Here is a 12150-nt window from a genome sequence, read left to right as displayed (position 1 = left end):
CTACTTGTGACCGGAGCGCTGCGTGAACTTGGCGTTCACGACGCCGTAGAGCACCCAGACGACGACCACGACGAGGGCAACCGTGCCGACGGTTGCCGGCAGCATCCCTTGCGCGAGGAACGGGACGAGCAAGAGGCTGGCCACGCCGAGGACGGCGAGGGTGATCTTGTAGCTGCGAGGAGACATCAGACCGTCCTTACTTGCACTAGTTGCACTGGCTGGCACTCTTGTCGAGAACGAACGGGTTCCAACCCGAGAGCGGAGTCCCGGGGACTCCGTACCCGACGATACCGAGGCAGTTGTCGTTGGCGTTCGCACCCTGCGCGAAGGCGGTGATCGCACCGCTGACGAGGGCGCAGACACCGCCGACGACGGGAGTGCCGATGAGGGCGCACCCTGCCGTCAGCGCAGCCGTCCCGGCAGGTCCGCCCGCTGCGATCGCCTTCGTCTCGGCGCGGTTGAAGTACACCGAGCACCATCCGACGCCGCACCCCGTCGACGGGTCGGCGGTCACCGGGAACACCGCCCCGGTCGTGTCGACGTGCTGGGTGACGACGTTCGAGCCGGGTACGACCGTGTACGAGGTCGGGAGTTGCTTGCCATCAGCGTCGTGCGCCCACGGCGTCTCGAGGTAGTTGACGACGTCGCCGCTGGCGTTCTTCACCTGCACCTTGCCGCCGTCCACGAGGGCGAGCGTGTCGGTCTCGGAGCCGATCTCGAACTCGTAGTCGGTCGGCGCCGACGAGTTGTTGATCACGATGAAGCTGGCGTTCGTGCCGTTCGCCCCGGTGCCCGTGACCGTCCCGAAGTCGGCCCCCCGGTAGACGTCCGAGCCGGTGGCGGCATCGGCCGTCGCAGCCCCGGGGACGACCGGCGTGACTGCGACGTGCGATGCAGAGTCCACCTGGACCCTCGACTGGGCAGCGGCTCCGATCGGTGCGGAATCGCTCGTACCGAGCAGGCCCTGCTGCTGGACGACCGCGAGCGGATCGTCGGACGCCGCAGCGTTCGCCGGTGCTGCGACGAGTGAGCCAGCGAGCACAGCCGCCGCGATGGCGCCCCCTGCGGTCATCTGGCGGATTCGTGAGTGGTTCATACTTCGGTCCCCTGTCTCCGACGCTGAGGTCGGTCCCGTTGTAGTCAGCAACGTTGCCGACGAACCGACCCTACGACCCCCCGTTGGAGGGGTAGACCCATCGTTACACTTCCGTGACTACGGTCGGAGGGACTCTTCGCGCAGTGAGCGCTCCTACCTCGCCCCGATCCGGCGCCGAAGGCTGCGTCTCGGAAGTCTGATGTGTGGCTGGTGGACCAGTCACCTGGCGGACTGTAGAGCGAAAGCTTAGTTGTCGCGTTCGGCCGCATGAGAAAGGGCTTCGAAGCCCATCGAGTCGCACCAGTTTGAGATCTAGGTTGTCGCATCCGCAACCGCAGGTCGCTGCACAGCGCTCCGCTGGCCTTGATCTACTTGCTGCAGAGGACTGAATCCAAAGAAGGCAGGCTCGTGGCTCGCCGGTAAGTGCCCTTCAAGATGGTCGGCAACGAGTTCCAGCGCCTACCAACGCGAACCGGTACAGTAGCCGACCGGTCAGGGGGCGATTCAAATCCATCCACGTCGTTGACGAGACCTTGACGTGTGCCTATCCGAGGCCATGGGTACGATGGCTTGAGACGGCGCAACGGACCAAGAACGACACGACGCTTCGGTTGTCCGGGGAGTCGGCATCGGTGTTCATGGGACAACACGCCATAGCATTCTATCCGAGGCCCTACTAGGCTAGATCTATGAGATGGTCAAGGCTTGGATATGCCGCCGGGGGAGTACTTTTCTTGTGGTTTGTTCTCGTAATCGCACTGCCCGCTTGGCTGAAACTACCCTGCTCGCACCCAGGTCTGTGCTTGAACCTGAGTGCCTCGGAGAGCTCGCTACGCCAAGCAGTACTCCTATCTCTCGGTGGACTGCTTGCGTCCGTAACTTTGTGGATCACCTACCGCCGGCATGAGTTGGCACGGGACGAGGACTGGACAAAGCGGTACAACGAGGCTATCAGCCACATCGGTTCCGATAGCGAGGCATCGCGTATTGGCGGCTTCTTTGCGCTAGAGCGCATGGGAATTGACTCTAAACGAGACCATTGGCGCACCATTCAGGTGCTAGCCGCATACGTCCGGCATCCGCACAAGGACGACCTGGAATACCACGACATAAGCGGCAAACGAGTCATGGCGCCGAGCGTTGCTGCTGCGATGGCAGCACTTGCCACACTTTGCCGCGAGCGGGGCCCGGAGGGGACAGTAGATCTTTCGAACTCCACGATTCCCGAAAGCAAACTCGACGGAGCAAGTCTCCGTGGAGCAATCTTTGAGGGAGCGAACATGCAGCGCGCAACCCTGTCAGGCGCTGATTTAGGCAAAGCGAACTTCTCAGGAGCTGAACTACAAGGAGCCACGTTACATAAAATTGATGCCCGCGGCTCAAGTTTTCACGGAGCCTATCTTCAAGGTGCGCAGTTTCAGAAATCAGATCTTCGGCGCGCCCACTTCGGCATTTCCGACCTTCGGAGTGCGAGTTTCCAGAATACTCGCCTCGAAGGCGCCGTTTTCTACCGTCAACGAGTGAAGCAGGGAGCTGCACGGAACACGACACAACGCCAGCTCGCGGCCGCTGCAAGCTGGGATGAGGAGACTATCTGGCCCCCCGGGTCCTCGCCTACCGAACAGACGAAGGCATGGTCGGCGTCAACCGCCAAGCAGAACTAAGGGACTAGTCGCGGCGGTTGCACTTCATCGGACACAGCCAACGGGGTAGAAAGGCCAAGTTGTCGGCCGGTCTTGCATGTTGAATGGTCGCGTCTCCCCTCGCTGAAGCACGCATGTTCGAACCGATACGCGAGGAGCCATCAGACGTCACCGTCGACATCGAGCAACCGAAGAAGCTCATCGACCGTGACGACAGGGAATCGCCCGGTGATGTACTCAGCCGGCGTGAGCGAGCGTGTGACGAAGGTGGTCCGGAGCTCGGGTTCGGCCTCGGTCCTCATACCCAGCTGTCCAGCAATCGCTCGTGCGAAGGGTCGCAGCTCGTTGTCCTTGCGACCGAGCTGCGTGGTGTAGCTCGGGGAGCCCCGCCTGGGCGATTCGCTGTCGTCATAGAAGGCCTTCAGCTGGCGCGCAGTCTCCGGGATCCCATGGACGGACGCTGGATCCTTGGCTTCGATCAGCCAGATTATGTCGCCGTCAGGCTTGCCAGCCACGATGTCAATCTCGGTGGTCAGGGTCGGGACGCCGAGGCGCTTGCCGTCACCGGGCTTGACACGTGTGATCGTCGTGAAGCCACGCGAGCGGAGCGCTTCGTCGACCGCCTGTTCGAGATGACGGTTACGTTCGCTACGTAGGTTAGCGAGGGCAGTTTCCAGCCGCTTCGGCGGTCGAGCCGACCATGGCAACATGCCTTGACTGAAGTAGTTGAAGTAAACGGACAGAGACGCTTCGAGGAACTGTGGCGCAATGAGAATCGCGCCCGCGTGTCGCACGATGGGCTGAACAAGCAACCGATTGCGGCGGGTGCGAGTACGCCACGGCTCCCACGACTCGGACAGCGTACTTTCATCTGTCGACAGGAGTTCCAGCGCCGTCTGTAGGCGCGTCTCCCTACCGGGATCCGCCTCGTCGAGCACTTCGCTCAGCCATGCGACGACGGCTGCGCGGTCAGTCTTTGCAATGTTCGAACCAGCCTCAAATTCCGCCCATTGCACAAGAGCGCCTAGGACCGCGTAAATGTCCTGCCGAGTTACACCAAAAGCGTCGAGCATCGCGGCATCAACTTCCATGAGCACCTCAGGCGACGCAACGGTCTCGATGGGCGTCGATTCGTCAAGGGCCGACACCGCTGCAGCGTAATTCAGGCTCGCCGCGTCGAGAGGCCACCGCGCGTGTAGACCGGTGTCGTCGTCGCGCACATGCAGTTCGTAGAGGTCTGTCACTTCGAGCACAACTGGTGTTATCCCGTTATGTAGACGCTCGCTGTGGCTGGTCAAGCGGAGATACGCGTCCGCCGCAGCAAGAAGCCTGCGCCATGACTCCGCGCCAATCGGCGAAACGGGAACTTCATCGTCGTCCGCCTCGCGGATCGCGGCCTCGACCAGAATCTCGTTCGCCTGACGAAGCCGTAGGGATGTGCCCGACGCCTCCACCATCTGCTCCGTCGGGTCCCACGACGTTCGCAAGTGCCGGGATACTCGCTGCAGGTTTCCAGTCGACCGGTGACGGTCATCGACCACCCGCACGAGTTGCTCCAAGCCAAATTCGACAACACGTGTTCGTCCGCACTCGGAGACGCGGGTCCTGAGTTCAGCGAGGGCTGCGGGAGCGAGGTGTTCTCTGATGATGCGGTTGGCGTCGGATCCGCGGTACGTGCCGGGGTCGATGGCAGAGTCAGCCAGCCGGCGGGCGAGTTCGCGTGTTATTTGCGCGGCTGCGTTGTCGTCAAGGCGGATGGGCGCGGGAAGGTCATTCTTCATCGTTCGGGTGGTGCGAATCTCGAGGATGAGGAACGGTGGAGCCGCGGCAAGGGCCTGCGCGATCTGGTTGGCGACGCTCTCATCCATACCGCCGACTTCCAAAAGACTTCGGAGCGGGGCCGCGGTGAATTCGTTGGCCGCGCGAGGATCGCCATTCGCACGTTTCACAAACTCGTCTGTACAGATCGACCATGTCGCTCGGACAACTCCGTGCACGTGGAGCTCAGCGGACCGATCCGACACCGGCTCACCCTCATCCGCGTCTTCGAATTCAAGCCGATATCCACTAACCACTGATTCTGCGTGGGCCGCGGCCCACTGATCCGCGATCGTGTGCAGACCGAAGGCGACTCCACCGGCATAGTCCCTCTTCACCACAAGACCCGGCCCGCTCTTCCACTCATCCGTTGCGAGCGGCAGGGCAACGGGAGGTTTGGTGCTGCTCAGAGCCCACCCCTCCGCCATTCGAGTGCGGTGAGCACCGTGCCGCTCGTCGTAGGTCGGCTCGGGCGGCAAGATCACCATCATTGAGTCTGCGGTCGCTTCCGCGAGCTGTGTCTCACGTAGCGGAGGCAGCCCCACGAAGAAGAGCGCCGCTTCTAGCTTTGAGAGCGCGGCTGCACGCTCCCACTCAGCCTCGCCGGCATGGGCCTCGAACATCGCGAACGACGGCTTGATGCCACCACCGAAGAACTGTTTGCCGTTTGTCCGCCAGGGCTCCCAGTAGTTGATTGCTTCCCATCCCATGCTTCGAGGGAAGTCCGGATCGGCAAGATCTCGTGCGAACGCGAGGAGGTCGTCATCGTCTTCGGCGGTTTCCGCAATCCAGGTGAGGTCCTCGAGCGCCACGGTCGCGCATCCGTTTCGCTGCATCGCGACGACATGCGTCGTTGCTGCGACGACGACGAGCGGGACGACTTCCGTTCCCTCTGGAAGGGTTGCGGTGGCCCCGCCCACGAACCTTGCTTTGATCGGAGTGGCTTCTCGCGCCTTCTCCGCGAGCCGCTCGACCGCCCATTTCTCCGGTATGGGCGAACTGCCGGTGACCGTAACGACCTGCACGGCAAGCATACTCCTTCGGCTGAACGGTACAAGCCATGTAATCTCATCAGGTCGTCCCTGCGGCAGTGACCACTGCGATTCTGCTGGTCCGTGAACCGCGTCGTTGAAGCGAAGAAGCGCGCGGAGCGTTTGGCGCACGAAGTCAGCGCGCAGATCCGCCGCCGACTCTTCGGAGCGGCGGGCCTCCTCCACAAGCTGGTGTACCGCCTCCATAACGATCTCTGGGACAAAAGCTGGCGGCAGCCAGCGCTCCCGAGCGGGGTTGCTGCCGACTCGGTAACGCAGGAATCGGCCGAAACCGCTGATGCCTTCTGTCGAGAACTCCGCTCGAGCTGCCGAGGTCGTCATCCATTCGAGCGCGAGCAGGTCGCGCTCATCCATGGTGATCGCTGGTCGTGCGCCAACGACCTTTCGCGCTGCACCGATCTCCTCGCTCGTCACGGCAAGCGGATCGCCGATCGAGACGTCCTCGTCGGCTGGCCACATTGGTGCAATCTCGCTGACGACCCAGTCCGCGTATCTGAAGGCAACGTGGAGCACGTTCAAGATGCCGAACCCGTGCCGCTTCAGGACACGGTGATCGACGACCTGCGCCAGCCGGTGCGCACGCGCGAGGTCGGCCACTGGTCGTTCTGTGAGACCGGGAAAAAGCTCCAGGAGTTCGTCGTCGACCCGAGTCCGAACGCGCACGCGGGGGTCGGTCGGGACGAAGTCCTCTTCCATTGGGCTGATCCCTGCTGCCCGTGCGGCGCGATCGACCGTGGACTGAAGCGCGTCCGTTTCGCTCCCAGGCGCAGCCTGAGCATCTTCTGCGCGCAGTGCCGCGGCGATCGCGGCGCCGACCGCCGTCCAACGGTGACGTGCTCCCGGCGAGGCCCCCGCCGCGAACAGAGCTGGCCAGAGTTCCTCGGAGTCACGCCGTCGGAAGAGCTCGGCGACCGGGTCCAACCTAGGGATACGCCTAGCTCGATCCTTCTTTGGCTTCTTACTCTTGTTCCGACCCACGGGGGAATTGAAGCGCAAGGGACTGACATTGGGGATGGACTTGCCCAGGGCTGCGTTTGGTTGGGAGAGATCGCGTCTGCGTCAACGAGATCTAGCTTGTAGTGCGCTGGACCAGTCGATGGTCTCGACACGAGCGCCGCTTGGGTGAGGTCGGAGGTCACCTGCCCAAAGGCAGTGCCGAATGGTGCGATTCAGTTCGCGCGCCATTCGTCCCTCCGGACACCCCCGTCGCGTAGTTCGTGAAGTCGGACCCAGTCGATGTCCTCGAGATCCCTGCCGACCCTTGCCAACCGCGCACGACTGCGATCCGGTACCCAGAGCACCGGCTCGCGAAGACCCGTCGCATCGACGAGCCCGCTGAAATATGAGTCAAAGCCCTCTTGCAATTCGGCTGTGACGGACGCCCGGAAGCTGGAGTACTCGGCCGCGTCCTGCCGATGCCTTCCCATTGCTAGCTCGGACGGAAGCGCCGACAGCGGCGCGAGTGTTGCTCGCTGAAAGAGGTACCGCTTCGCGTTACGAAGGCGAACGTCACCCCCGGGATTGTGGCCCGCAGCATCGCACAGGTCCAGCCAATCGGGCTTGGTCAAAATCATGAACCAGTCGAGCTCCCTGCGCCTCCGGTAGTCAATCGGCGAGGGGTCGAGGGTGAGGATGACGGCCAGTTCCGTGATGGATTTCACGAGTCGGTCCGTGTTCTCCGGACCGCCGATCATGGTCGGTCGGAGCAAGCGGGTCAGTCGTGTCAACGCAGCGCCTTCCGACGGACCAGCAGCAGACCGCCGGCCGCGACTGGGGTGAGCGCCTGCGAAACGGTCTGGGGCCGCCGCCGCCGACAGACGTCCGGCGCTGATCGGCTAGCAGGACAGGCCTAGATGGTGTGATCGAGCGCCAGTATGGAACCCGCGTTTCCTGGGGAGAGGGGTTCGCCGCAGAACTGTGCTGGTCGGTGGCCGGCTGCGGACAGCAGCGTGGAGCCCCTGAGTTCCAGGGAGCTGTATCGTCACGTTCGACATCTCATTCGAAGTAAGGGAACTTACATGCAGATCACCGCGGCTACGGCGGAGGGCGGTATCCCACTGAGTGCAGTGATCGCCATTTTGGTCGCCGTCATTGCGCTGGTTGGTGTCCTAGTGGGGCAGGCGATTGTTCTGTACAACGCTCGCGCTCAACGCCGTGGCGAGCAAACTAAGCTCGTCCGGGACGAGGTCCAAGCTTTGATGATGGTGTTCTTCAACTTTGCGGACTTCGCCCGTAGTACCCCCGCGCCGACCGACCGGTTCGACGCTAATGATCCGTTCGACGAAGAGTGGGATCGAGTAGCTACTCCTCTGGCCGCAGCGGCAGCGAACATGGCCGGCCGAGGACGGCACCGTGACAGGGCACTAGAGCTAATGGACGGAATTGGGTTGCAAGCGCGGGCTTGGCCGGATGGTGAGAGCATCGGGCGCACCCCTCAGATCGGGTACTCGCAAATGGCTTGGGCGGGCTTCGAGGTGGTTGCGGCATGGTTGCGCAATGAGCGAATCCCGCGGCACTCTCGACGCGTCGCAAGAGAAGCGCGGAGGATGCGGGCCCGATTGTATGCGGAGTATCAGCACCGCGACCGGTCCAGCGCCCCAGGCCACAGATCGGGTGTCGTGCGACGTGTATGGCGAAAGGCGCGGCGGGGACTACGTTCCCCTTGGAGGTGGTCAGTGGTGAAACCAGCAAAGCGGGTGTGGGCTTTCCTGTTTGCTGCGTAGCCGATGGCCGATCGGCGACTGAATGCCCAAGACGGCGCCTCGAACGCGTTTTGGGGGTCGCGGACCCCGTTAGACCCGTGAATCCTGTTGGGATGACGATGGGGAAACGATCGTGAGCGCCACACTGGTCGCGCTGGTGTCGGTGCTGGTGACAGTGGCCTTGTTCGTGATCACACAGGTGATGCTCGTGCGCTCCGCTCACAGGGCTGCTCGCGCCTCGATGGTCGACAACGTTCTGACAGCCCTCGAACGCGTCGCTCGGATGCACTCAAGACCAGTTTTCGCGCGTTTTTGGACCAAACCCGAAATCGAGTACGCGCTTTTGATTCCGCGTCTACTCGTCGGGCTGCGTCGGAGGGATCGCATGATCGCCGTCTGGGCGCAAACTCGGGTCAACGCGATGCTTGCGGCCAAGACCCAAGGCGAGGTGGTGGTGATCGCCTCCGACCCCAGCGGCAAGATCTCCGAGTGGTACCTCGGTCAGCGCAGCCGCGGCTGGTTCGAGCAAGAGGTCAAAGATCATCAGCCCAAGAAGAACCGCACTGCGAGACGACAGTTCAATACCTCAGCCCATGCCGTCCTTCTCGTGCTCCTTGCCTGCGGGTGTGCAGTGCTCCCTTCTGCGGTCGGGTCCGCCCTCGCAGACCGTTGGCTGTCGGACTGACCCTTGAGCAGCTGCATCGAGCGATGTGCCGTCCCCAGACCGACGCGTCGCAACCGACCAACAAAATGTCCCACATGTGCGGTTGCGGATCGGCTACTGATGCAGGGGCCAAGGAGGCGGTCGGTTGACGACGAGGGTGATCTATTGCACCGTCTTCTCATGCGGGAGACGAACGCCGACGATAGCCGGGCTGTTGGGGGATCACTCGGACCAGAATCGGGGCGACAAGCGGCCGAACGAGTTGCGCAGTGATGGAACAGGAAGATCCAAGCGCCGGACCGTGGTCCTTGCGCCTGCGACTGATTGCTCACGACGCGCGCCGAGACTTCGCCTCAATTCATCAGTACCTGCAGGTCGTCGGACCGGAGATAGACAAGCGCTTCGAGGAGGTGGTGGAAGACGTCGAAGCCCAATTGGATCCCGAATTCAACGACATGGGCGATGTGTACTGGGAGGCAGAGCAGGCTTTCGGAGCCAACCCGCTCGAGATTCATGCCCACACCGGTCTGATGCTCGTCAGCCGCGGCGTAGCTCTGTCTGAGATTTTTTTCGCGTCCATACCCATGGCGCTCTTCGTCGATGCGGAGCCGCTAGTCTACAAAGGCGATCACTCCTGGTCTCGCAAGATGGCGGAACTCTTCTACCGGACCTGTCTCGACAGACCGGTAAGCATCGGTGACGGCGCGATGGCGCCGATAACGCAGTTACGCGATCTTTACGCACACGGCTATGGACGTCCTCATCGGAAGGAGGAGGCTGAGAAGCTTTCTGCGGCCTTGTATCCGTTCCTCGGCCCGGCCGATCTCACTGCCGAGGAGCGCGCTCTCGGCTTCACGGAAGCGCCGTACGCTACTCCGACTACACCCCTGCGTCAGGTTTCAAGCACGACGTCTTCGTGCCGGTTGTCGCCGAAGTCAGCCCGGTCGCAGCTCGAAGGCTTCTGCTCTTGATTGAACAGCGCGTCGAAGCCGCGCTGTCGGCAGCGTCTTGGGGCCTGAAAGACCCGTTGAATGAGACAACGAGCAAGTTCGTGCGGATCTGGGTGCAAGAGGAGACGGAGCGCGAAGCGGACGAAGCTGCTAGGCAGCAACGTGCTGCAGACAAGGCGCGAAGACAGGAAGAAAAACGCAAGGAGCGAGCCGAGAGGCGGCGGCTCGACCACCAGAAGGGCCTGGCTCGACAGGCCGAAATCCGGCGCGATGCAGCGCAGAATGAGTGATATGCGTCTTATTCAGTATGCTGCGCGGAATTGGCTCAGCGCTCGGTGGGATGCCGGTTCTCCTGGCCGATTCCTGGGAGTGTCCGATAGGCGATCAGCTAACGGACCTCGGATTGGTTCGGCGGGATACGACGCAAATTTCGGGTAGATGCGATCTTGCCGCGCTGGCAGGTTCGCGTCGGACCCATCACCGGATCATCTGGGTGGCGAGCCGACCATGGGGATGACACGCGCATACTGCTGAATAGCGCGTCCGACTCCGTATATCAGGACCCGTTGCTGGCAGTCGGGCAAGTTAGCTGGCGGACTACAACGCCGACACGGCTCACGGCTCATGGCTCGCTCACGGCGCACGAGAACATCCCGTGAAACGCCATGGCGATCACGTACGCGTTCAGGCGGTGCGGTTCCTGGACGCCTCAGTACGGTTGTCGCAGGGCACCTGCTGCCTTCGCTTGGACCGCGGCATTCAGGCCAAGCCGCGCCAGCAGGTAGGCCGCGAGCACTGCGTCTGTCGCCTGAGCGAGTTCATGAAGCCGCTGCCCGGATCCGTCCGCACGATGGGCGAGCCCATTCCTCGTCTGGGTGAGATCCGTAGCCCACTCGTCAACATCGGTCAGGATGAGCGAGATCGCTTCCGGAGCAATCGACGAGACGATGTCGAGGAGGCGGTCCCGGAACGTGATCGGCCGTGGGTCGTTCCGAAGTTTTCGGTCGAGCCACTCGCGCTCGTCCAGCGTCTGCATCGCGGCGCACGCGCGCTTTTTGCGATCTGCGAACGTGTCCGGGTCAATATCGCGTCCCCGCTTGAGCTCGCCGAGGGCGCGATGCGTCGCTTCTGCCGCCACAGCGTTCAGGAGCGCCCGTGCTTCCGTGTATCCGCCGGGCGAGTAGTAACTCCCGAAGTAGGCCGAGGTACCTTCCAGTGCCTTCGCCTGCAACGGCATCCATGTGGCTGCAGCCTGTTGGAAAGCCAGCTCGTCACAGGTGAATCGCCACTCGCAGGTCACATCAGCGTCTGGCTCTGCTTCATGGAGATGACGAACGTGGACGGGATAATCCTCACGCCGGCGACTTCCTCCCCGTGGATCCTCGTCTGAAACCGGGATGACGGACATGCCGATCACTCCGCAGGGGGAGCCGGATGCGAGCGTGAGTAGATCCATCCACGCTTTCACTCGGGTGTCCAGTTCAGCGATGGTGCACGGTCCAGGGGCGTCAATGAGGAGTCGTGCCGACATCAGACCGGAGATCGAGATATCGCCCCGGCGGACGTCGAAGTCGAAGCCGCCGACGCGGGTCACCGAGGTGTATGTCCACCCGTCCACCTCGACGGTCTTGTCGGGGACTTCGACGAGGTCGGCGCTCTTGGATTGAAGTTCCGCGGAACATCGTACTCCGTTTGCGCCGGACCAGTGCGCGAAGTTCTCGAGGTGTACCCAGCAGCCCTGCCAAAGCTGTTGGTGTTCTTCTTCCGGAAGGTGCACGCCGACGAAGGCTCGCGTGCCGGAGATACGGTGGTAGTTCGGGCGGTCGCTCAAGCCGAAACGAGCTTCGGAGTGAAGTGTGAGTGCGTCTTGGACTGTGATCCGCTGGTTGCCCGCGAGGCCGTAGATCAGCGGCATTGGTCGTTCGTTGGCGGAGACCGCGTATCCACCGCCAGGGAGTGGTGTCCGCACGGAGAGGTCGAACCCGCCAATGAGTTCGAGAGTGACGTCTCCGCGGTTCGAGATCGTGAGTGTTCCTGGCTGTGAGTCCGGATCATCCGGGAGCCACCAGTGGCCGCGGAACGTCTTCATCTGCGCCTTCTCTTCAAGACCACCCCGCCCATAAGGAGACCGGCCACCATCGGCACGACAAGTTGGGTACCAAACCGCGACAAGTTACGTTTCAAAACGACAACTTGTCCTTCACTTCACACGGACGACACCCGTG

At 62.5% G+C, this 12150-nt stretch carries 9 protein-coding genes; 4 read left to right on the top strand and 5 right to left on the bottom strand.

Annotated elements, in window-relative coordinates:
• Both EDF31_RS03075 and EDF31_RS03070 read right to left on the bottom strand, forming a co-directional pair.
• On the bottom strand, window positions 1–186 hold the full coding sequence (locus EDF31_RS03075; RefSeq protein WP_123937111.1) for a hypothetical protein: 186 nt from the start codon (window positions 184–186) through the stop codon (window positions 1–3).
• Between the two features lie 19 nt (window positions 187–205).
• Window positions 206–1072 carry a hypothetical protein gene (locus EDF31_RS03070; protein WP_131845109.1) on the bottom strand — a complete coding sequence of 289 codons (867 nt, stop codon included), beginning with the start codon at window positions 1070–1072 and terminating at the stop codon, window positions 206–208.
• A gap of 905 nt (window positions 1073–1977) precedes the next feature.
• On the opposite strand from EDF31_RS03070, the gene EDF31_RS03065 reads away from it, so the two are divergent.
• Window positions 1978–2760: a pentapeptide repeat-containing protein gene (locus EDF31_RS03065; protein WP_165901311.1), complete on the top strand. Its 783-nt coding sequence runs from the start codon at window positions 1978–1980 to the stop codon at window positions 2758–2760.
• Window positions 2761–2900: 140 nt separating this feature from the next.
• On the opposite strand, the gene EDF31_RS03060 is transcribed toward EDF31_RS03065, so the two are convergent.
• Together EDF31_RS03060 and EDF31_RS03055 are read right to left on the bottom strand one after the other, a co-directional pair.
• Window positions 2901–6305: a hypothetical protein gene (locus tag EDF31_RS03060; protein ID WP_131845107.1), complete on the bottom strand. Its 3405-nt coding sequence runs from the start codon at window positions 6303–6305 to the stop codon at window positions 2901–2903.
• Window positions 6306–6778: 473 nt separating this feature from the next.
• Window positions 6779–7270 carry a hypothetical protein gene (locus EDF31_RS03055; protein ID WP_131845106.1) on the bottom strand — a complete coding sequence of 164 codons (492 nt, stop codon included), beginning with the start codon at window positions 7268–7270 and terminating at the stop codon, window positions 6779–6781.
• A gap of 1174 nt (window positions 7271–8444) precedes the next feature.
• Between EDF31_RS03055 and EDF31_RS03050 the strand changes: the two genes are divergently transcribed.
• The 3 genes from EDF31_RS03050 (at window position 8445) to EDF31_RS03040 (ending at window position 10215) form a co-directional block, all read left to right on the top strand.
• On the top strand, window positions 8445–8996 hold the full coding sequence (locus EDF31_RS03050) for a hypothetical protein (RefSeq protein ID WP_131845105.1): 552 nt from the start codon (window positions 8445–8447) through the stop codon (window positions 8994–8996).
• 248 nt (window positions 8997–9244) lie between these two features.
• Complete coding sequence (locus EDF31_RS03045; protein ID WP_131845104.1) at window positions 9245–9946, top strand: hypothetical protein; 702 nt, start codon at window positions 9245–9247, stop codon at window positions 9944–9946.
• Window positions 9943–10215: a hypothetical protein gene (locus tag EDF31_RS03040; RefSeq protein WP_131845103.1), complete on the top strand. Its 273-nt coding sequence runs from the start codon at window positions 9943–9945 to the stop codon at window positions 10213–10215. The genes EDF31_RS03045 and EDF31_RS03040 overlap by 4 nt, the downstream gene beginning before the upstream one ends.
• Window positions 10216–10634: 419 nt before the next feature.
• On the opposite strand, the gene EDF31_RS03035 is transcribed toward EDF31_RS03040, so the two are convergent.
• On the bottom strand, window positions 10635–12014 hold the full coding sequence (locus EDF31_RS03035; protein ID WP_131845102.1) for a HEPN domain-containing protein: 1380 nt from the start codon (window positions 12012–12014) through the stop codon (window positions 10635–10637).
• Window positions 12015–12150 lie beyond the last annotated feature (136 nt).

The organism is Curtobacterium sp. PhB142, assembly GCF_004341255.1.
In the GTDB taxonomy this organism is placed as follows: Bacteria; Actinomycetota; Actinomycetes; order Actinomycetales; family Microbacteriaceae; genus Curtobacterium.
The sequence above is the reverse complement of the archived record's forward strand: the minus strand, read 5'-3'. Positions and strand labels throughout refer to the sequence as shown.

Bases quoted from the DNA above. Each gene is read 5' to 3' on its own strand.
- EDF31_RS03075 (WP_123937111.1), bottom strand. From the start codon at position 186: ATGTCTCCTCGCAGCTACAAGATCACCCTCGCCGTCCTCGGCGTGGCC.
- EDF31_RS03070 (WP_131845109.1), bottom strand. From the start codon at position 1,072: ATGACCGCAGGGGGCGCCATCGCGGCGGCTGTGCTCGCTGGCTCACTC.
- EDF31_RS03060 (WP_131845107.1), bottom strand. From the start codon at position 6,305: ATGGAAGAGGACTTCGTCCCGACCGACCCCCGCGTGCGCGTTCGGACT.
- EDF31_RS03035 (WP_131845102.1), bottom strand. From the start codon at position 12,014: ATGAAGACGTTCCGCGGCCACTGGTGGCTCCCGGATGATCCGGACTCA.